This window comes from Myroides sp. A21, from assembly GCF_000807225.1.
Taxonomy (GTDB): domain Bacteria; phylum Bacteroidota; class Bacteroidia; order Flavobacteriales; family Flavobacteriaceae; genus Flavobacterium; species Flavobacterium odoratimimum.
The window spans coordinates 3479403-3498265 of the sequence record NZ_CP010327.1 but is presented as its reverse complement, the minus strand read 5'-3'; the positions used below and the strand labels follow the sequence as shown (position 1 = coordinate 3498265).

Genomic DNA, 18863 nt, shown 5'->3' with positions numbered 1-18863 from the left:
TAAGTAATGAAGCAACTAATAGATTATATACAAGATAGAGTTGACTTAAATGATCAGGAGCTAGATGTGATACTTTCTTTCTTTCACTATGAGAAACTAAAAAAGGGAGAACAGCTTACATCAGCAGGGGCGAGTGCGCAGAAGCTTTATTTTGTGTGTAAAGGGTGTTTGCGTATATTTTATATCAATGAGGCAGGGCAAGATGCTACGAGATTCTTTGCTTTTGAAAATCAGTTTGCTACAGCCTTAGTGAGCTTTATCAATAGTTCTACATCATCCGAATATTTACAAGCACTAGAGATAAGCGAAGTATATTCTATTACGCACGCTGATTTTTACAATTTATTAGAGTTAGTCCCGAAGTGGGAGAAGTTCTACAGGCAGTATTTAGAATTCGCTTATATCAATAATACCAATAGATTACACGCTATGGTCACCATGGATGCGGCAGAGCGATATAATGAGCTACTCAAATTAAATCCCCTTATCGTACAGCGACTACCCAATAAGATAGTTGCTTCTTACTTAAATATATCTCAGGAAACGCTGAGTAGAATAAAATCTAAATAAGTCGGATTATTTATTTTAACCCAAAATAGGTGATAGACATATAAACGAAAAGTAATTATACAAAATAGGTCTGAATTAGCGATACAAGTATACTGTAGTGTGGTTTTAGAGCTAATGAAAGAGATATAAAGTAGAATTACTTTGTAGTATGTGGCTAACGAATATTTTGGCTTTTAACCCTCTTGACAGTGTGTGCTGTTGAGAGGGTTTTTTATTTCATTGATTTAAGCAATATAAGATGAATAAGCTGTATCTTAGTAATACTGACATAAGCATATAAAGCAATGAATATAGATTTAAACGAACAGTTCTTTTGGGAGTTAATAGAACAGTCTAATACTAGTGATAGTTGGCAGACTTATGATATAGATGAACATATAGATGAACTAACTGCTCTCTTAACAGAGTTGTCTTCAGATGAGATGATTCTCTTTGAAATGACATTGAGAAAAAAAATCAATGAACTAGATAAGGTAGAGATAGGAGAGTTAGGCATTATTTTAGAAAACAGTTTTCAAGAAGAAGATGGGATTTATAACTTTGATGATCATATCTCTACAGACGGATTTATCTACTTTAGGTGTTGGCTTATTTTACGAGGAAAAGAGTTTTTCTACGATATCATAAAGGATATTAATGCTTTTATTAGCGGCAAGTATTCTTTTGATATAGGAGATACATGGGGCGAAGGCTTATTGTATGTGAGTGATTTAGCCTATGATGCTAAGTATGGGACAGAGGATTCTAGTTTTGTAACAGATGCTGTAAATGAATTGTATCAGGATATAGAACATTATGATGTTATAGACACACAATGGACTCGACCACCTTATACAGGTACAGCGTTACAAACACACTATCCTGCATTAGTGAAAGAAATAGGAGAGCTGAGGAGAGAGGAGTAGTTTGTATAGAGATAAAATATATCATAAAACTAGAATTATAAATTCTAAAACTTATTTTTGTGTATAGAATTACAGGATAGTCTATTTTATTAATAATGAGTTACACAAAATTAACTAAAGAGATAGAGAGGCATTATAAACAACTTGGTCTCCAATATCATTATAATGCTTTAGAGATTACGCTAGAAGAAGAGCATAAAAGATTAACGAGGTATAATGAGGTGCGTGATACTATAATCGCGCAGTGGAAAGAGGCTAAGCGATATAAGGAGCTTATCTCTTGTGCTCATGGAGGCTGGTATAGTTATGAGGAGTTTAATGAACCTCTAGCATTATACTTTGTACAGCAAGAAGAACTTTTAGCGCTTAAGGTATTATGTGAGCGGGGTATTCGTTTCAGAGTGAAGGATGTATTGAGTACGCTAATAAGGGCAGAAGAAGACTTTCCTAATATTACCAAGGAGGAAATGGTCAAGTTTAATCTAGAGCTATATTTAAAGAGTCAGGTATATCATCCTGTAGGAGAAGTAGTAAAATGGCGAAGTAAAGCGCTAACCCTAATTGATCACTTGATTCGATATATAGAACAAACTAGCGAATCAGAATATTTGAGACAATTAAATATACTTAGAGATAAAGTATATTCATTAGAAGTGAAGAAATCAGATTTAAAATATTTTAAGCATAGGTTGTAAGTAATCTATGCTTTTTTATTCATTCTTTAACCCAGAATACGCGATAGACCTATTAACGAGAGTAAATTATACAAAACAGCTCTGAATTTATGAAAAAAGCATACTATAGTATGGTTTTAGAAGAAATGAAAGAGATGTAAAGTAGAATTTATTCGTAGTATTGGGCGAATGCGGAATCTGGGTTTAACTGAGCTAACATTTCGAAGGCATCTACGAATTCTGTTGAATTCTCTATGCGATCAAGTACAATGCTTTGTCGCCATTGAGGGATGTTAGATGATTCTTCTTCTGTTAGATAATCAATAAACAAGTCAACTTCTCTAAGTAAGTTCTCAGGTAAATTCTCAAGTTTATAGTTAACTCTCTTTAGCCTTTCTGATTTGTTATTATTGCCCATTTTGTCAGTTTGTATTTGGTTAACTTGTTGTTAATTAGTGTGGTACTTCAAATTTACACTTTTTTTGTTACCGTTGTATATCTGAATTAAATTTATACAATAGAAGATTTCTTTGTTAAGAACCAATTATAAAATGATTAATACTTAATCCTCTTGTAACATATTCCCATGTAACGTATCTAAACTATAAAACCAATCAAAACACATGAGTAAGTATAAAGAAATATTTGAGTCGCTCTATGAACAATATTGGCAACGAATTTATCGATTGGCTCTAGGGTATGTTAACGATGTGGATTGGGCTAAAGATATAGCACAAGAGACTTTCGTTAATGTGTGGAATCAGTTGCCCAAGTTTAGAGCTGATTCAGGCTATGGTACGTGGATATACCGGATCGCTGTAAATATCTGTTTAAGGCAAATAGAACGGAGTAAAAAAGTCATGCCTGATGAAAACAAGATAAGGCAGAGCAAAAGTGTAGAGGAGGAGTACAAAGAAACCAATACTCAAAAACTCTATCAAGCGATTAGTGAACTCACAGAAATTAACAGGATTATTATTTCGCTGACTCTAGAGGGGGTGGATCAAAAACAGATTGCGGATGTGACAGGACTTACACATGCTAATGTGCGTACTAGAGTACATCGTATTAAAGAAGAATTATATCAAAAACTCAATAACTATGGAAAGTAATCAAGTAAATTTAGAACAGCTTTGGGCTATTCCAAGAGTAGAACAAAGCGATATTAAGGAAGTTTATCAGTCTATAGATGTCTATCGTTTAAAGAAAGTAAAGATGAATTGGGCTCTGGCTATAATAGGAGTGTTTACTATAGGATGGATTATCGGGATTAATGTACTATTAAAAGGAACAGTGTTCTATGGATCTATTTGGGTGGTATTAGGAAGTGTAATTTGTGTTATAGCAATCACAATGTTTATGACGAGTTATTATCGCTTAAATGGTTTAATACCAAGCTCTATATTGACACAGACAACAAGTGATTATATTGTGTTGTTGGCAAAAGAAAAGAAACAACAATTACAATTGTCTAAAGTATGGATGAATGTATATATTTTACTTTTTATAGTTGGGATAGCGATATATTCTTATCCATTTATAGACATGGTAGATACTGCAATATCGACAGGATATTATATTGTATTAGCAGGATATTATGCTGTATTAGGGATTTGGGCTGGAGTGAATATGTATTGGAATAAAAAGATGAATTCAAAAAAGATAGTGAAGTTAGAGCAAATGATTAAAGCTCTCCAAGCTATTCAATAAGAAAAGTAAAGCCACCTCATGGGTGGCTTTGTATTTTAAATCGTTTTCAGGTGCAAAAAAAGTAATTAGAATTTGTAACGTACTGCAATACCGAAGTCTGCATAGATACCATCGCGGTAACTGTCATTTAAGTAGATTTCTGGGCGTAAGTCTAAAGCTACTTGTATTGGAAATTCAGGGAAAGTGTATTCTACCCCTACAGTACCTGTGATTAGTCCGAATGCTCCACTGTCAGAGTGTTTTCTTTTTCCTTCGTAGTAGCTAGAGTTCCATGTACCTACTGCAGCACCTACACCAGCATACCAATCAAAGTTTCCTTCAATATTCCAAACCCATTGGTAAATACCTGTAAGTTTTACAGCATCAAAATCGTTGTTGTTTCTCCAACCAAGATCTAATTCTAAACGGTTGTTTTTAGATAGGTCTCTCTGGTAAGAGATCTCTGTACCTAAACCGTGGTTTCCTCCAAAACGCAAACCTAATGCGTTTTTTGGTCCTTTTTGTGCTTGAGCAGTAAAAGCTACCGCTACAACAAGAGCAGCTGAAAGCAATAATTTTTTCATTGTAATGTTTTGTTTTTTTGCATTTCAAAAGTAGTACAAAATGTGTGTGAATTCAAACTAAATAAGCAGGAGTGCCTTGTTATGACACTAAAGACAGCTGTTCGGAAGGCTTAAATGTTTAATAAGAATAAGTTAGTTGTTTTTAAAAAAGAAATAAAAAAATGTAGACTTAACAGATTGTAGTAGAATTATGAGAGGATTAAGTCCTAATTTGTAAAATATTGTAAAAAAATGTGACAAGTTTTAAAATTGCTGCTATTCTATAGGGAGAGCAAAATTACTTTTCTACAATCAATTATTTGACTTATCTTACGTTAGTACTTTATAGTGTCTATTATCTAACTAAATATATTATTATATGACTATACAAGAATTTAAAAATAGCCTAACATTACCGATTGTAGTATCTCCTATGTTTATCGTTTCTGGAACGAAACTAGTAATTGAATGTTGTAAAAATGGTATTGTAGGTACATTCCCTGCTTTGAATGGAAGGAGTTCAGAGGATTTTGAAAAGATGTTAGTTGAGGTAACAACAGAATTAGCAGCCTTTGAGAAAGAAACAGGTATTAAACCTGCTCCATTTGGGGTGAACTTAATCGTGAATAAGACCAACCCAAGAGTGATGCCTGATTTACAATTGTGTGTTAAGTATAAAGTGCCTTTAGTGATTACATCACTGGGTGCAGTGAAGGATCTTGTAGATGCAGTACATAGTTATGGGGGATTAGTATTCCATGATATTGTGAAGAAAAGACATGCTGAGAAAGCAGCAGAAGCGGGTGTAGATGGATTAATATGTGTTGCCGCTGGAGCTGGAGGTCATGCGGGTACTGCGAGCCCTTTTGCCTTATTAGCTGAGGTAAAGAGCTTCTTTAAAGGAGCTGTATTATTAGCAGGAAGTATAGACACAGGAAGTGATGTATTAGCAGCGCAAACTATGGGAGCTGATATGGCCTATATGGGAACTCGTTTTATAGCAACTAATGAATGTTTAGCTGTAGACGAATATAAACAGATGATCGTTGACTCTGGAATAGATGATATTATGTATACAGATGGAGTATCTGGTGTGAATGCTAACTTTTTAAAACCTAGTATAGAAAAGGCTGGAATAGATCTATCTGAGAAGAAAGAAGAGGATTTTTCTAAATTAACAGGAGAGCACGCGAAGGCATGGAAAGATATTTGGTCTGCTGGGCATGGTACAGCGGGTATTGATAGAGTACTCAGCGTTAAAGACCTTGTTAGTCAGTTAAAAGCAGAATATAAAAATGCACTGAATAAGAATGCTGATATTCAGAAGAATATTAAGTTTTAAGACCATATCATTTGATGAATATACAATAAGAACAGCTCCTTTTAGGAGCTGTTCTTATTGTACTAAGTATATAGTTGTATGGCCTTTTTAGAATTTAGTATCTAAATGATAATCCTAGTGTGTAGTATCTACCATTCCCTCTTGCATATTCTGCATCTCTAGCTACTATCATAGAAGAGGATGTATAATACGATTTGTCAAATAGGTTTTCTACTCCTAATGTTAACTGTATAGATTTGTTGTATTGATAGGTAGCATTGAAGTTAAAAAGGTCAATAGGAGATACTTTACCTTTTCCTTCATTATAAACTAATACTCCTAACTTATTAGGTTGAGGTTCGAATCTATCTCGTTTAGAGGTATGTGTATAGTATAAGTTTAACCATAAATGATCAATAGGAGTGACTGTTGTAAATAAGCTCAGTTTAGGCGCAGCAATATTTAGACCACTCATATAAGTATCATAACTACTACTGTTGTTAGATTTCATTTTTCCTTCATAACTCGAAAAACTTCCTCCTATAGTTGCCCAGCTGATAGGTTTACCATCTAGAGCAATCTCAATACCATTGATTCTTTGTGGACTTCTTACTACTTCCCAGAATCCTCCTTCACCTGCCTGAAGATCACTACCTAGTTTAGCGATAGACCAGAAATAAGCTATTCTAAAGTTCCAATTATTTGCTATCTGTGAAGTGAATCCTACTTCATAGTTATTCGTTACTACAGGATCTGTTTCTATTTTAGAGACAACATCACTTTTAGCATCTCTAAGTATACGACCTAAATCATAAATTGATAATCCTTGAGAAAATGAAACATAAGGAGTGAATTCTTCTATTACTTTGTATTGTAATGCAGCATTAAATAGTGCTTTATCATAATCTAAGTTTCCTCCTTTTATCGCTAGCCACTGTTGCCCTTTTCTTAAAGGAATTGTTTTATAGTCAGGTACCTTTACGTGAATATTATCATATCTCACCCCAGCTTTAAGAGTTAGGTTTTCATAAAATACAGTACGAGTTTGTAAATATCCGGCACTGTTATATGCCTTTAATTCAGGAACCCATAATCTCCCATCGACAAGGGGCTGGCTAGTTTTGTCAATTAAGAAATCTCCCCCTATAATATAGTTTGTTCTGATATTATCAGTGAAGTTTAGTTTAGAGACAATACTTAATCTAGCCCCTATTTTCTCTGCTTTAATAGTTGCTTGCCCACCTGTTTCTTCCCATCGTGGAGATTTAGGATTATGTTCTCTGTAGTCAAATAAAGTATATAGTTTTTGCCCAAATACCGAAGCCTCTAAATCAACATTCTCCAAGATATTTTTGCTTGAGAACTTTAGATATCCATTGTGATTGTACTTAGTACCTTCATTTTCTGCTAATGGGTTTTTAGTACCGATAACCCCTTGTTGTGGAGATACGAGATATTTTCCTCCCTTTGCGATTAGATCTGTGTTCTGTAATGCACTGTAGTAGTTATACATTGCTTCTAATCGATTGTTATCATTAAAGTCATAACCTATCTTAGCTAATAGATTTTGTGTTGTTACTTCTCCTAATCCATAGCGAGGAGAGATATAATCTCCTTCACCATCTATCGCTCGTCCAGATTTAATGATGTTACCATTGACTAAGTAATCGATTTGTTTTAGTCTACCAGAGAACTGTTGGTTTAATTGATACCCATGTGTATTGTTGTTTTTAGTAGAAGTAGCATCAGATAAGGCTATAGAAGTGCTTCCGCTAAAAGTTTTGTTTTGATTCGCTTTTTTTGTGATGAAGTTCACAATACCTCCAGCACCTCCATTGCCATAAAGAGAAGTGGCTCCTTCTATTACCTCAATGCGTTCGATCGCATAAGGGCTTATAGTACGAAGATCTCTGTCTGTGTTGCGCAGTGGAGTACTCTGTGGTACACCATCTATTAAGACTAGTATCTGTCTACCACGGATAGTTTGACTTCTATTACTAGTAGTATTAGAGCTCAATCCTATAGAAGGCACGGCAAGACCTAGTATAACTGACATATCAGGATTTAATTGAGCATAACTTTCTATTTCTTTTTGAGTAATGACAATAACAGAACTTGAGCTATTGCGTTTTATCTCTGGTAATCTTGTTGTAGATACGATAATTTCTTCTAGCTGCTCATCGCTTTTTTTTGTTTCTTGTTCTTGCGCTAGTATTGTAGAACCGGTTAGAAGTAGAGTGAGTAGTGTAATTTTTTTTACATTCATTTTTTTATGTATTAATTAGAATGTAAAGGTATATATATAGTGTTGTTTAGAATTAATATAAATAGTTTTTTGTAAAATATTGAATAGCTAAGAGGTTTATGTGTGATATTTGCGAATAATCTTTTTGTTTTTTTATGGATGTATTTTTTTTATCCATTTGTAGTGCAAAATATTTAATAGACTCAGTTTATATGAATCAAATATTTAATTTTTAAAGGCTGTAATTTTAAATGAATATTATTATAATTGATAAGATGATTGAGTCTGTAATAGCTGCTTTTAGAGTCGAGTATACTTATCTAATTTGCAATTCTTCAAAAAACGATTATCTTTGTGCCTTAATTATCAAGAATTTTTCGAGAGTATCCTTTTTGAAAAATAGCAACCTGCAACAACAAGCAAGGTGCTGCAATCGATAAGCCAGAAATGGAAAAAATGTTGTTTACTTCCTTAGTAAGTTTTATTTCTACCAATCTGGCAAATTATTTGTAATAACATTATTATTAAATGAAAGCTATGTCAGATAACAAGTTTTACACTTTTATTCCTTTTTTTATTTTTATTGCCATCTTTTTAGGCTCAGGTATACTATTAGGTGATTTTTATAAAATGCCATCTCCTATAGCAATATCTGTCGGAGTGGTATCTGCATTTTTACTATTTTATAAAACACCAATGCAAGAGAAGGTTATTTCTCTTATCCATGGATGTGGAGATAGTAAGATTATCACGATGTGTATCATCTATTTATTAGCAGGAGCCTTTGCTACAGTGACTAAAGCAATAGGAGGAGTAGATACGATGGTGAATATGGGACTTAGTGTAGTGCCAATAGAATATCTAGCCATTGGAATCTTTGTAATTGCTTGTTTCCTTTCTTTAGCGATTGGTACCTCTGTTGGAACTATTGTAGCCTTAGGACCTATTGTAGTAGGATTAGCTGAGAAATCAGGGACTTCTATGGGGCTGTTATGTGGTACTCTATTAGGAGGGGCGATGTTTGGGGATAACCTTTCTATTATATCAGATACAACGATTACAGCTACACAAACGGTGGGGTGTGAAATGAAAGATAAGTTTAGAGCTAACTTTAAATTAGCATTACCTGCGGCTTTAATTACGATAGTAGGCTTATTCTTTATGAGTGGAGGGGCTACAGATGTAGCTTTAGAGCTAGGTGATACAAGTAATTTCTGGGTGATTATTCCTTATATCTTGATTATTGTATTAGCCTTAGTAGGGGTACAAGTATTCGTAGCTTTGTTTATCAGTATTTTGGTAGCAGGAATTATTGGACTTGTTCAAGCAGATTTTGATGTATTAGGCTTTGCTAATTTGACGTATGAAGGCTTTGTTTCTATGAATGAGATATTCTTATTGTCTATGTTGACAGGAGGATTGGCGAAGATGGTAGAAGATCAGGGTGGGATTCAATGGCTGTTAAAGCAAATGAAGAAGCTGATGAAATCTCCTAAAGGAGCTGAGTTCGGTATCGCAGGATTAGTGTCATCGATAGGAGTGTGTTTAGCTAATAATACAGTTTCTATCTTGGTAGCAGGTAATCTAGCTAGGGATATTGCTACAGAGTATGAATTAGACAGACCACGTGTTGCTTCTATATTAGATATTTTTGCTTGTATTATTCAAGGAATCTTACCTTATGGAGCACAGATATTGATCTTACTAAGTTTTACTAATGGGCAGATAGATTAATGAGGCAGAACAAAGATTTCAAAATGCTAATGCTTTGCCGAAAGTTACTGGAGGTATTAATACTCATCTTGATTATAAAGGATTTTATCTAGATGCTTTATTCACTTTTGCTACAGGATATAAAGTTTATGATAGTTGGGCTGGATATACGAACACGGTTAATGGAACATCTTTAAATACGTATAATGGAACCACTGAGCTATTAGAAAGATGGCAAAATCCTGGTGACATAACAGATGTACCTAAACTGACTACTTCTGGAGGTGATACTTATACTTCTCCAAGTACAAGGTTTTTATATGATGGGGATCATATTCGTTTAAGACAAATCACATTGGGATATAATTTAGATAAGCGCTTTGCACAAGCAATGAAATTAGATGGCGTGAATTTATCAGTATCAGCAATTAATCCATTCACTTGGGTGAAAGATAGTAGATTAAAGGGAGATCCTGAAGTAGATGCAACAGGTTATATAGAGATGGCATCACCTCCTATTAAGTCTGTAGTGTTTTCGTTAAACGTTAAATTTTAAGTAGAAGATGAAAAGAAATATTAGAAAAATATTGTTATCAGTATCAATATTAATAGTAGGATTAGGCATTACGTCTTGCTCTTTAGATACAGAACAAAGTAGTCGAGTAGATAATGAAAAGAATCCAATACGTACTTTTGAAGAATTAGAGGCAGGTATTATAGGTTCTTATACTAGAATGACTAGTGAAACATATTATGGTCGTGATATTATTATTTTTTCTGAAAGTAGAACTCCTTATTGTTACTCAGAAGGAAACTCAGGAAGGTTTCATAATGTATCAGGATTTGCCTTACAGGTAAATCACGCTTATCCCGCAGATACATGGAGACAAATTTATAGAGTGATTTCCAATACGAATAGAGTATTAGAGGCAGAAATAGGGGGTGACGAAGGAGTAATAGATTATTTTAAAGGACAAGGGTATATAATAAGAGCATTAGCTCACTATGATCTTTTACGTCTTTTCGGAGAGCAATATGTGGATAATAGTGGATTAACAGCTTTGGGAATTCCTTATATAACAGAATTTGGAAAAACATCAGCTAATGTTGAAAGACCAACAGTAGCTATAAATATGAAATCTATTTTTGATGATTTAGACAAAGGAATTGATTTAATGAAAAAAGCTCAGAGTAACGCAAGTGCTAAGGTTTCTAAAGTTAAAATCAACTTAGCAGCAGCCTATGGTTATAAATCTAGGGTAGCTCTTTTCTTTGCACATTACAATTCTTCTTTATACGATGATGTAGCTGAGAATGCAGAGTTAGCTATAAAAGAAGCTGAAAAAATGAATGTTGTGGTGGCTTCAAGAACAGGTTTTTTAGATGCTTATACAACAGAAGGAATCGGAAGTAACTCTATCTTCGAATTGGCACAGTCAGGTACAGATAATAGAGGAACGAATAGTTTGAGATATATTTATAATACAGCTAATGGGGTTGGTTATGGAGATGTAAGATGGAATGCCTTATCTCCTATTGCTTCATTCTTTCCAGAAACAGAGTCTACATTTAACGTAAGTGATATTCGTCGTAATATAATAGATGAAGTAGGAGGTGTAATGCGTAATACAGGAAAGTATACGAAGAATGAATCAAATATTAAAATGATGAGAATAGAAGAGATGATGTTTAATTACATTGAATCAGCTGTTAAGGGGGCTTCTAAAGCAAATACTGCTACTGCATTAGGATATTTGAATGAAATAGTAGAAAACCGTGTTTTATTAATAGACCCTACTATAGAGAATGACCCTGGAACACCTAAAAAATATACTGCATTAGATTTTGAATCAGTTAAAAAAGAGCGTACTAGAGAACTTATGTTTGAAGGATTAGGTTATGAGGATTTAATGAGATGGGAAGGTGAAGTTAGAAATCCTAGAACTACATCTAATACTAATTTAACTGGAGGAGTATTAAAATATGGTAATGCATTAACAGCCTTTCCAATTCCTCTATCAGAAATTAATGTGAGTAAAATAGAACAGAATCAAGCTTATAGATAAACATTGATTAGTTGGTAAATACAACTTTATAAAAGTTGTATTTTAAAAATTAGTCCATAATATTTCAATTAGTTAGTAATATTGAAATATTTCAACCCCATTCATAACGAGTGGGGTTGTTTGTTTTTAATGATTTTATTGACTTATGTCAATGTTTTAGGGTTGTAGACAGTTGATATTTGCTGAACCAAAAGATCAAAAATTATTAGTGTCTCTCAAGAGATAAAGTCGGAAAAGCTAATAATTATAGTTCAAAAAAGATACCGCCAACCTGATATAAGATTATACATATTATGTGATTTAGACTCTCACAAGTATAGGTTGTGTAATAAAGCCACTGCTTAGGCGGTGGCTTTATTTTTTGAGTGTGCACTAAGGTTTTTTGAGTGTGTACTAAGGTTTTTTGACTTACGTCAATGTTTTTCGAGGTTAGGAAGAAGAACTTTGTCTCATCAATAAATAAAAAATAAAAGAATGAAAACGAAGTATTATAAGTATGTAAATACGCTATTTGTGGTTATTCCGATGACCCTTATTATGGCCTTTGTAGGGTTGATTAGAAATTATGGTTTTGGAGATGGGTGGTTCTTTATGTTTTTAAAAGCATGGAGTGTAATGTTGCCAGTGGCTTATGCCTCAGCCTTTCTAATTATTCCTCGAGCGCGCAAATATGCAGAGAGACTAATAAAAGAGTAAAATATGAATACATTAGAAAATGCCCTTAACCAATTTGGTTGGGATAGTCAAGAAAGAGTTAATCAAGCGTTGAGTTTTTTAAAGAGCGGTAAAGGTGTTCTTTTATTAGACGATCAAGATAGAGAGAATGAAGGAGATATCATCTTCTCAGCACATTTAATGTCAGAACAGGATATGGCGATGATGATTCGTTACTGTAGTGGGGTGGTGTGTTTATGTCTAACAAATGATAAAGCAGACGAATTAGAGCTTCCTTATATGGTGACAGAGAATAGTTCCAGATTTCAAACCCCTTTCACGGTAACTATAGAAGCTGCAGAAGGGGTAACTACAGGATTATCTGCTGCAGACCGATTAACTACCGTAAGAGCAGCAAGTGATAAGAATGCTAAACCAGCTGATCTAGCACGTCCAGGACATATATTTCCATTAAGAGCAAAAAATGGAGGAGTATTAGAGCGTAATGGACATACTGAAGGAGCGATTGACTTAATGAAGTTAGCTGGTCTACCTCCTCAAGCAGTATTATGTGAATTAATGAATGACGATGGTACAATGGCAAGATTACCAGAGGTAGTGGAGTTTGCAAAAGAGCACAAAATGATGGTGTTAAGTATAGCAGACTTAGTATATTACCGTACTTTTGTCACAGAAAAATAATAAGTAATGAAGCAACTAATAGATTATATACAAGATAGAGTTGACTTAAATGATCAGGAGCTAGATGTGATACTTTCTTTCTTTCACTATGAGAAACTAAAAAAGGGAGAACAGCTTACATCAGCAGGGGCGAGTGCGCAGAAGCTTTATTTTGTGTGTAAAGGGTGTTTGCGTATATTTTATATCAATGAGGCAGGGCAAGATGCTACGAGATTCTTTGCTTTTGAAAATCAGTTTGCTACAGCCTTAGTGAGCTTTATCAATAGTTCTACATCATCCGAATATTTACAAGCACTAGAGATAAGCGAAGTATATTCTATTACGCACGCTGATTTTTACAATTTATTAGAGTTAGTCCCGAAGTGGGAGAAGTTCTACAGGCAGTATTTAGAATTCGCTTATATCAATAATACCAATAGATTACACGCTATGGTCACCATGGATGCGGCAGAGCGATATAATGAGCTACTCAAATTAAATCCCCTTATCGTACAGCGACTACCCAATAAGATAGTTGCTTCTTACTTAAATATATCTCAGGAAACGCTGAGTAGAATAAAATCTAAATAAGTCGGATTATTTATTTTAACCCAAAATAGGTGATAGACATATAAACGAAAAGTAATTATACAAAATAGGTCTGAATTAGCGATACAAGTATACTGTAGTGTGGTTTTAGAGCTAATGAAAGAGATATAAAGTAGAATTACTTTGTAGTATGTGGCTAACGAATATTTTGGCTTTTAACCCTCTTGACAGTGTGTGCTGTTGAGAGGGTTTTTTATTTCATTGATTTAAGCAATATAAGATGAATAAGCTGTATCTTAGTAATACTGACATAAGCATATAAAGCAATGAATATAGATTTAAACGAACAGTTCTTTTGGGAGTTAATAGAACAGTCTAATACTAGTGATAGTTGGCAGACTTATGATATAGATGAACATATAGATGAACTAACTGCTCTCTTAACAGAGTTGTCTTCAGATGAGATGATTCTCTTTGAAATGACATTGAGAAAAAAATCAATGAACTAGATAAGGTAGAGATAGGAGAGTTAGGCATTATTTTAGAAAACAGTTTTCAAGAAGAAGATGGGATTTATAACTTTGATGATCATATCTCTACAGACGGATTTATCTACTTTAGGTGTTGGCTTATTTTACGAGGAAAAGAGTTTTTCTACGATATCATAAAGGATATTAATGCTTTTATTAGCGGCAAGTATTCTTTTGATATAGGAGATACATGGGGCGAAGGCTTATTGTATGTGAGTGATTTAGCCTATGATGCTAAGTATGGGACAGAGGATTCTAGTTTTGTAACAGATGCTGTAAATGAATTGTATCAGGATATAGAACATTATGATGTTATAGACACACAATGGACTCGACCACCTTATACAGGTACAGCGTTACAAACACACTATCCTGCATTAGTGAAAGAAATAGGAGAGCTGAGGAGAGAGGAGTAGTTTGTATAGAGATAAAATATATCATAAAACTAGAATTATAAATTCTAAAACTTATTTTTGTGTATAGAATTACAGGATAGTCTATTTTATTAATAATGAGTTACACAAAATTAACTAAAGAGATAGAGAGGCATTATAAACAACTTGGTCTCCAATATCATTATAATGCTTTAGAGATTACGCTAGAAGAAGAGCATAAAAGATTAACGAGGTATAATGAGGTGCGTGATACTATAATCGCGCAGTGGAAAGAGGCTAAGCGATATAAGGAGCTTATCTCTTGTGCTCATGGAGGCTGGTATAGTTATGAGGAGTTTAATGAACCTCTAGCATTATACTTTGTACAGCAAGAAGAACTTTTAGCGCTTAAGGTATTATGTGAGCGGGGTATTCGTTTCAGAGTGAAGGATGTATTGAGTACGCTAATAAGGGCAGAAGAAGACTTTCCTAATATTACCAAGGAGGAAATGGTCAAGTTTAATCTAGAGCTATATTTAAAGAGTCAGGTATATCATCCTGTAGGAGAAGTAGTAAAATGGCGAAGTAAAGCGCTAACCCTAATTGATCACTTGATTCGATATATAGAACAAACTAGCGAATCAGAATATTTGAGACAATTAAATATACTTAGAGATAAAGTATATTCATTAGAAGTGAAGAAATCAGATTTAAAATATTTTAAGCATAGGTTGTAAGTAATCTATGCTTTTTTATTCATTCTTTAACCCAGAATACGCGATAGACCTATTAACGAGAGTAAATTATACAAAACAGCTCTGAATTTATGAAAAAAGCATACTATAGTATGGTTTTAGAAGAAATGAAAGAGATGTAAAGTAGAATTTATTCGTAGTATTGGGCGAATGCGGAATCTGGGTTTAACTGAGCTAACATTTCGAAGGCATCTACGAATTCTGTTGAATTCTCTATGCGATCAAGTACAATGCTTTGTCGCCATTGAGGGATGTTAGATGATTCTTCTTCTGTTAGATAATCAATAAACAAGTCAACTTCTCTAAGTAAGTTCTCAGGTAAATTCTCAAGTTTATAGTTAACTCTCTTTAGCCTTTCTGATTTGTTATTATTGCCCATTTTGTCAGTTTGTATTTGGTTAACTTGTTGTTAATTAGTGTGGTACTTCAAATTTACACTTTTTTTGTTACCGTTGTATATCTGAATTAAATTTATACAATAGAAGATTTCTTTGTTAAGAACCAATTATAAAATGATTAATACTTAATCCTCTTGTAACATATTCCCATGTAACGTATCTAAACTATAAAACCAATCAAAACACATGAGTAAGTATAAAGAAATATTTGAGTCGCTCTATGAACAATATTGGCAACGAATTTATCGATTGGCTCTAGGGTATGTTAACGATGTGGATTGGGCTAAAGATATAGCACAAGAGACTTTCGTTAATGTGTGGAATCAGTTGCCCAAGTTTAGAGCTGATTCAGGCTATGGTACGTGGATATACCGGATCGCTGTAAATATCTGTTTAAGGCAAATAGAACGGAGTAAAAAAGTCATGCCTGATGAAAACAAGATAAGGCAGAGCAAAAGTGTAGAGGAGGAGTACAAAGAAACCAATACTCAAAAACTCTATCAAGCGATTAGTGAACTCACAGAAATTAACAGGATTATTATTTCGCTGACTCTAGAGGGGGTGGATCAAAAACAGATTGCGGATGTGACAGGACTTACACATGCTAATGTGCGTACTAGAGTACATCGTATTAAAGAAGAATTATATCAAAAACTCAATAACTATGGAAAGTAATCAAGTAAATTTAGAACAGCTTTGGGCTATTCCAAGAGTAGAACAAAGCGATATTAAGGAAGTTTATCAGTCTATAGATGTCTATCGTTTAAAGAAAGTAAAGATGAATTGGGCTCTGGCTATAATAGGAGTGTTTACTATAGGATGGATTATCGGGATTAATGTACTATTAAAAGGAACAGTGTTCTATGGATCTATTTGGGTGGTATTAGGAAGTGTAATTTGTGTTATAGCAATCACAATGTTTATGACGAGTTATTATCGCTTAAATGGTTTAATACCAAGCTCTATATTGACACAGACAACAAGTGATTATATTGTGTTGTTGGCAAAAGAAAAGAAACAACAATTACAATTGTCTAAAGTATGGATGAATGTATATATTTTACTTTTTATAGTTGGGATAGCGATATATTCTTATCCATTTATAGACATGGTAGATACTGCAATATCGACAGGATATTATATTGTATTAGCAGGATATTATGCTGTATTAGGGATTTGGGCTGGAGTGAATATGTATTGGAATAAAAAGATGAATTCAAAAAAGATAGTGAAGTTAGAGCAAATGATTAAAGCTCTCCAAGCTATTCAATAAGAAAAGTAAAGCCACCTCATGGGTGGCTTTGTATTTTAAATCGTTTTCAGGTGCAAAAAAAGTAATTAGAATTTGTAACGTACTGCAATACCGAAGTCTGCATAGATACCATCGCGGTAACTGTCATTTAAGTAGATTTCTGGGCGTAAGTCTAAAGCTACTTGTATTGGAAATTCAGGGAAAGTGTATTCTACCCCTACAGTACCTGTGATTAGTCCGAATGCTCCACTGTCAGAGTGTTTTCTTTTTCCTTCGTAGTAGCTAGAGTTCCATGTACCTACTGCAGCACCTACACCAGCATACCAATCAAAGTTTCCTTCAATATTCCAAACCCATTGGTAAATACCTGTAAGTTTTACAGCATCAAAATCGTTGTTGTTTCTCCAACCAAGATCTAATTCTAAACGGTTGTTTTTAGATAGGTCTCTCTGGTAAGAGATCTCTGTACCTAAACCGTGGTTTCCTCCAAAACGCAAACCTAATGCGTTTTTTGGTCCTTTTTGTGCTTGAGCAGTAAAAGCTACCGCTACAACAAGAGCAGCTGAAAGCAATAATTTTTTCATTGTAATGTTTTGTTTTTTTGCATTTCAAAAGTAGTACAAAATGTGTGTGAATTCAAACTAAATAAGCAGGAGTGCCTTGTTATGACACTAAAGACAGCTGTTCGGAAGGCTTAAATGTTTAATAAGAATAAGTTAGTTGTTTTTAAAAAAGAAATAAAAAAATGTAGACTTAACAGATTGTAGTAGAATTATGAGAGGATTAAGTCCTAATTTGTAAAATATTGTAAAAAAATGTGACAAGTTTTAAAATTGCTGCTATTCTATAGGGAGAGCAAAATTACTTTTCTACAATCAATTATTTGACTTATCTTACGTTAGTACTTTATAGTGTCTATTATCTAACTAAATATATTATTATATGACTATACAAGAATTTAAAAATAGCCTAACATTACCGATTGTAGTATCTCCTATGTTTATCGTTTCTGGAACGAAACTAGTAATTGAATGTTGTAAAAATGGTATTGTAGGTACATTCCCTGCTTTGAATGGAAGGAGTTCAGAGGATTTTGAAAAGATGTTAGTTGAGGTAACAACAGAATTAGCAGCCTTTGAGAAAGAAACAGGTATTAAACCTGCTCCATTTGGGGTGAACTTAATCGTGAATAAGACCAACCCAAGAGTGATGCCTGATTTACAATTGTGTGTTAAGTATAAAGTGCCTTTAGTGATTACATCACTGGGTGCAGTGAAGGATCTTGTAGATGCAGTACATAGTTATGGGGGATTAGTATTCCATGATATTGTGAAGAAAAGACATGCTGAGAAAGCAGCAGAAGCGGGTGTAGATGGATTAATATGTGTTGCCGCTGGAGCTGGAGGTCATGCGGGTACTGCGAGCCCTTTTGCCTTATTAGCTGAGGTAAAGAGCTTCTTTAAAGGAGCTGTATTATTAGCAGGAAGTATAGACACAGGAAGTGATGTATTAGCAGCGCAAACTATGGGAGCTGATATGGCCTATATGGGAACTCGTTTTATAGCAACTAATGAATGTTTAGCTGTAGACGAATATAAACAGATGATCGTTGACTCTGGAATAGATGATATTATGTATACAGATGGAGTATCTGGTGTGAATGCTAACTTTTTAAAACCTAGTATAGAAAAGGCTGGAATAGATCTATCTGAGAAGAAAGAAGAGGATTTTTCTAAATTAACAGGAGAGCACGCGAAGGCATGGAAAGATATTTGGTCTGCTGGGCATGGTACAGCGGGTATTGATAGAGTACTCAGCGTTAAAGACCTTGTTAGTCAGTTAAAAGCAGAATATAAAAATGCACTGAATAAGAATGCTGATATTCAGAAGAATATTAAGTTTTAAGACCATATCATTTGATGAA

General features: G+C 34.0%; 23 protein-coding genes, 1 pseudogene and 1 riboswitch. Of the genes and pseudogenes, 19 read left to right on the top strand and 5 right to left on the bottom strand.

All coding sequences use genetic code 11. The features are described 5' to 3' along the window. Positions 1 to 6: 6 nt before the first annotated feature. The 3 genes from MYRA21_RS15660 to MYRA21_RS15650 all read left to right on the top strand — a co-directional run bounded on the left by MYRA21_RS15660 (position 7) and on the right by MYRA21_RS15650 (position 2170). Positions 7 to 570: a Crp/Fnr family transcriptional regulator gene (locus MYRA21_RS15660; RefSeq protein WP_006265484.1), complete on the top strand. Its 564-nt coding sequence runs from the start codon at positions 7 to 9 to the stop codon at positions 568 to 570. 284 nt (positions 571 to 854) lie between these two features. Next, positions 855 to 1475, top strand: coding sequence for a DUF4240 domain-containing protein (locus MYRA21_RS15655; protein ID WP_039329714.1), 621 nt, complete (start codon positions 855 to 857; stop codon positions 1473 to 1475). Positions 1476 to 1570: 95 nt separating this feature from the next. Continuing rightward, on the top strand, positions 1571 to 2170 hold the full coding sequence (locus MYRA21_RS15650; protein ID WP_006259994.1) for a hypothetical protein: 600 nt from the start codon (positions 1571 to 1573) through the stop codon (positions 2168 to 2170). 148 nt (positions 2171 to 2318) lie between these two features. On the opposite strand, the gene MYRA21_RS15645 is transcribed toward MYRA21_RS15650, so the two are convergent. Then, the gene (locus MYRA21_RS15645) at positions 2319 to 2567 is read right to left on the bottom strand and encodes a hypothetical protein (RefSeq protein ID WP_039329707.1); all 249 of its coding nucleotides are present in this window, start codon (positions 2565 to 2567) and stop codon (positions 2319 to 2321) included. A 205-nt stretch (positions 2568 to 2772) separates the two neighbouring features. Between MYRA21_RS15645 and MYRA21_RS15640 the strand changes: the two genes are divergently transcribed. Together MYRA21_RS15640 and MYRA21_RS15635 are read left to right on the top strand one after the other, a co-directional pair. Next, positions 2773 to 3261 (top strand): RNA polymerase sigma factor, encoded by a 489-nt coding sequence (locus MYRA21_RS15640; RefSeq protein ID WP_006261384.1) that lies wholly within the window; start codon positions 2773 to 2775, stop codon positions 3259 to 3261. Next, positions 3251 to 3859 (top strand): hypothetical protein, encoded by a 609-nt coding sequence (locus MYRA21_RS15635; RefSeq protein ID WP_039329705.1) that lies wholly within the window; start codon positions 3251 to 3253, stop codon positions 3857 to 3859. Before MYRA21_RS15640 ends, MYRA21_RS15635 begins: the two co-directional genes overlap by 11 nt. Positions 3860 to 3924: 65 nt before the next feature. On the opposite strand, the gene MYRA21_RS15630 is transcribed toward MYRA21_RS15635, so the two are convergent. Then, complete coding sequence (locus MYRA21_RS15630; protein ID WP_006263740.1) at positions 3925 to 4422, bottom strand: hypothetical protein; 498 nt, start codon at positions 4420 to 4422, stop codon at positions 3925 to 3927. A gap of 358 nt (positions 4423 to 4780) precedes the next feature. Here MYRA21_RS15630 and MYRA21_RS15625 point away from each other — a divergent pair, with 358 nt between their 5' ends. Beyond that, complete coding sequence (locus tag MYRA21_RS15625) at positions 4781 to 5743, top strand: nitronate monooxygenase family protein (RefSeq protein WP_039329703.1); 963 nt, start codon at positions 4781 to 4783, stop codon at positions 5741 to 5743. A gap of 94 nt (positions 5744 to 5837) precedes the next feature. Here MYRA21_RS15625 and MYRA21_RS15620 read toward each other — a convergent pair whose 3' ends face one another. Beyond that, a complete protein-coding gene (locus MYRA21_RS15620; RefSeq protein WP_039329702.1) occupies positions 5838 to 7988 on the bottom strand; it encodes a TonB-dependent receptor in 2151 nt (716 codons plus the stop codon). Positions 7989 to 8325: 337 nt separating this feature from the next. Further along, a riboswitch (SAM-I-IV-variant riboswitch) is annotated at positions 8326 to 8434 on the top strand. 61 nt (positions 8435 to 8495) lie between these two features. Between MYRA21_RS15620 and MYRA21_RS15615 the strand changes: the two genes are divergently transcribed. The 10 genes and pseudogenes from MYRA21_RS15615 (at position 8496) to MYRA21_RS15580 (ending at position 15271) form a co-directional block, all read left to right on the top strand. Continuing rightward, a complete protein-coding gene (locus MYRA21_RS15615) occupies positions 8496 to 9701 on the top strand; it encodes a Na+/H+ antiporter NhaC family protein (protein WP_039330469.1) in 1206 nt (401 codons plus the stop codon). 34 nt (positions 9702 to 9735) lie between these two features. Next, positions 9736 to 10236, top strand: a complete 501-nt coding sequence (locus tag MYRA21_RS15610; protein WP_039329712.1) for a hypothetical protein — start codon at positions 9736 to 9738, stop codon at positions 10234 to 10236. A 7-nt stretch (positions 10237 to 10243) separates the two neighbouring features. After that, positions 10244 to 11746 carry a RagB/SusD family nutrient uptake outer membrane protein gene (locus MYRA21_RS15605; RefSeq protein ID WP_039329709.1) on the top strand — a complete coding sequence of 501 codons (1503 nt, stop codon included), beginning with the start codon at positions 10244 to 10246 and terminating at the stop codon, positions 11744 to 11746. 474 nt (positions 11747 to 12220) lie between these two features. Then, positions 12221 to 12442 carry a DUF2798 domain-containing protein gene (locus MYRA21_RS15600; RefSeq protein ID WP_006259990.1) on the top strand — a complete coding sequence of 74 codons (222 nt, stop codon included), beginning with the start codon at positions 12221 to 12223 and terminating at the stop codon, positions 12440 to 12442. 3 nt (positions 12443 to 12445) lie between these two features. Beyond that, entirely contained in the window at positions 12446 to 13102 is a 657-nt protein-coding gene (gene ribB / locus MYRA21_RS15595) for a 3,4-dihydroxy-2-butanone-4-phosphate synthase (RefSeq protein ID WP_006263747.1), read from the top strand. A gap of 6 nt (positions 13103 to 13108) precedes the next feature. After that, positions 13109 to 13672: a Crp/Fnr family transcriptional regulator gene (locus tag MYRA21_RS15590; protein WP_006265484.1), complete on the top strand. Its 564-nt coding sequence runs from the start codon at positions 13109 to 13111 to the stop codon at positions 13670 to 13672. 284 nt (positions 13673 to 13956) lie between these two features. After that, positions 13957 to 14139, top strand: a complete 183-nt coding sequence (locus MYRA21_RS19380) for a DUF4240 domain-containing protein (RefSeq protein WP_235279956.1) — start codon at positions 13957 to 13959, stop codon at positions 14137 to 14139. Further along, positions 14115 to 14333 (top strand): annotated as a pseudogene (locus MYRA21_RS19510) (DUF4240 domain-containing protein); the annotation flags it as partial. The gene MYRA21_RS19380 and the pseudogene MYRA21_RS19510, both read left to right, overlap by 25 nt. Before the next feature lie 39 nt (positions 14334 to 14372). Continuing rightward, a complete protein-coding gene (locus MYRA21_RS19370; protein WP_235279954.1) occupies positions 14373 to 14576 on the top strand; it encodes a hypothetical protein in 204 nt (67 codons plus the stop codon). A 95-nt stretch (positions 14577 to 14671) separates the two neighbouring features. After that, positions 14672 to 15271, top strand: coding sequence for a hypothetical protein (locus MYRA21_RS15580; protein WP_006259994.1), 600 nt, complete (start codon positions 14672 to 14674; stop codon positions 15269 to 15271). Between the two features lie 148 nt (positions 15272 to 15419). Here MYRA21_RS15580 and MYRA21_RS15575 read toward each other — a convergent pair whose 3' ends face one another. Then, positions 15420 to 15668 (bottom strand): hypothetical protein, encoded by a 249-nt coding sequence (locus tag MYRA21_RS15575; RefSeq protein WP_039329707.1) that lies wholly within the window; start codon positions 15666 to 15668, stop codon positions 15420 to 15422. A 205-nt stretch (positions 15669 to 15873) separates the two neighbouring features. Here MYRA21_RS15575 and MYRA21_RS15570 point away from each other — a divergent pair, with 205 nt between their 5' ends. After that, positions 15874 to 16362 carry an RNA polymerase sigma factor gene (locus MYRA21_RS15570; protein ID WP_006261384.1) on the top strand — a complete coding sequence of 163 codons (489 nt, stop codon included), beginning with the start codon at positions 15874 to 15876 and terminating at the stop codon, positions 16360 to 16362. Next, positions 16352 to 16960: a hypothetical protein gene (locus MYRA21_RS15565; protein ID WP_039329705.1), complete on the top strand. Its 609-nt coding sequence runs from the start codon at positions 16352 to 16354 to the stop codon at positions 16958 to 16960. Before MYRA21_RS15570 ends, MYRA21_RS15565 begins: the two co-directional genes overlap by 11 nt. Before the next feature lie 65 nt (positions 16961 to 17025). Here MYRA21_RS15565 and MYRA21_RS15560 read toward each other — a convergent pair whose 3' ends face one another. Beyond that, entirely contained in the window at positions 17026 to 17523 is a 498-nt protein-coding gene (locus MYRA21_RS15560) for a hypothetical protein (protein ID WP_006263740.1), read from the bottom strand. 358 nt (positions 17524 to 17881) lie between these two features. Here MYRA21_RS15560 and MYRA21_RS15555 point away from each other — a divergent pair, with 358 nt between their 5' ends. Beyond that, positions 17882 to 18844 carry a nitronate monooxygenase family protein gene (locus MYRA21_RS15555; protein WP_039329703.1) on the top strand — a complete coding sequence of 321 codons (963 nt, stop codon included), beginning with the start codon at positions 17882 to 17884 and terminating at the stop codon, positions 18842 to 18844. Positions 18845 to 18863 lie beyond the last annotated feature (19 nt).

Bases quoted from the DNA above. Each gene is read 5' to 3' on its own strand.
- MYRA21_RS15555 (WP_039329703.1), top strand. From the start codon at position 17,882: ATGACTATACAAGAATTTAAAAATAGCCTAACATTACCGATTGTAGTA.
- MYRA21_RS15650 (WP_006259994.1), top strand. From the start codon at position 1,571: ATGAGTTACACAAAATTAACTAAAGAGATAGAGAGGCATTATAAACAA.
- MYRA21_RS15645 (WP_039329707.1), bottom strand. From the start codon at position 2,567: ATGGGCAATAATAACAAATCAGAAAGGCTAAAGAGAGTTAACTATAAA.
- MYRA21_RS15630 (WP_006263740.1), bottom strand. From the start codon at position 4,422: ATGAAAAAATTATTGCTTTCAGCTGCTCTTGTTGTAGCGGTAGCTTTT.
- MYRA21_RS15560 (WP_006263740.1), bottom strand. From the start codon at position 17,523: ATGAAAAAATTATTGCTTTCAGCTGCTCTTGTTGTAGCGGTAGCTTTT.
- MYRA21_RS15640 (WP_006261384.1), top strand. From the start codon at position 2,773: ATGAGTAAGTATAAAGAAATATTTGAGTCGCTCTATGAACAATATTGG.
- MYRA21_RS15615 (WP_039330469.1), top strand. From the start codon at position 8,496: ATGAAAGCTATGTCAGATAACAAGTTTTACACTTTTATTCCTTTTTTT.
- MYRA21_RS15620 (WP_039329702.1), bottom strand. From the start codon at position 7,988: ATGAATGTAAAAAAAATTACACTACTCACTCTACTTCTAACCGGTTCT.
- MYRA21_RS15625 (WP_039329703.1), top strand. From the start codon at position 4,781: ATGACTATACAAGAATTTAAAAATAGCCTAACATTACCGATTGTAGTA.
- MYRA21_RS19380 (WP_235279956.1), top strand. From the start codon at position 13,957: ATGAATATAGATTTAAACGAACAGTTCTTTTGGGAGTTAATAGAACAG.
- MYRA21_RS15635 (WP_039329705.1), top strand. From the start codon at position 3,251: ATGGAAAGTAATCAAGTAAATTTAGAACAGCTTTGGGCTATTCCAAGA.
- MYRA21_RS15565 (WP_039329705.1), top strand. From the start codon at position 16,352: ATGGAAAGTAATCAAGTAAATTTAGAACAGCTTTGGGCTATTCCAAGA.
- MYRA21_RS15570 (WP_006261384.1), top strand. From the start codon at position 15,874: ATGAGTAAGTATAAAGAAATATTTGAGTCGCTCTATGAACAATATTGG.
- MYRA21_RS15580 (WP_006259994.1), top strand. From the start codon at position 14,672: ATGAGTTACACAAAATTAACTAAAGAGATAGAGAGGCATTATAAACAA.
- MYRA21_RS15605 (WP_039329709.1), top strand. From the start codon at position 10,244: ATGAAAAGAAATATTAGAAAAATATTGTTATCAGTATCAATATTAATA.
- MYRA21_RS15660 (WP_006265484.1), top strand. From the start codon at position 7: ATGAAGCAACTAATAGATTATATACAAGATAGAGTTGACTTAAATGAT.
- MYRA21_RS15655 (WP_039329714.1), top strand. From the start codon at position 855: ATGAATATAGATTTAAACGAACAGTTCTTTTGGGAGTTAATAGAACAG.
- MYRA21_RS15590 (WP_006265484.1), top strand. From the start codon at position 13,109: ATGAAGCAACTAATAGATTATATACAAGATAGAGTTGACTTAAATGAT.
- MYRA21_RS15575 (WP_039329707.1), bottom strand. From the start codon at position 15,668: ATGGGCAATAATAACAAATCAGAAAGGCTAAAGAGAGTTAACTATAAA.
- MYRA21_RS15600 (WP_006259990.1), top strand. From the start codon at position 12,221: ATGAAAACGAAGTATTATAAGTATGTAAATACGCTATTTGTGGTTATT.
- ribB (WP_006263747.1), top strand. From the start codon at position 12,446: ATGAATACATTAGAAAATGCCCTTAACCAATTTGGTTGGGATAGTCAA.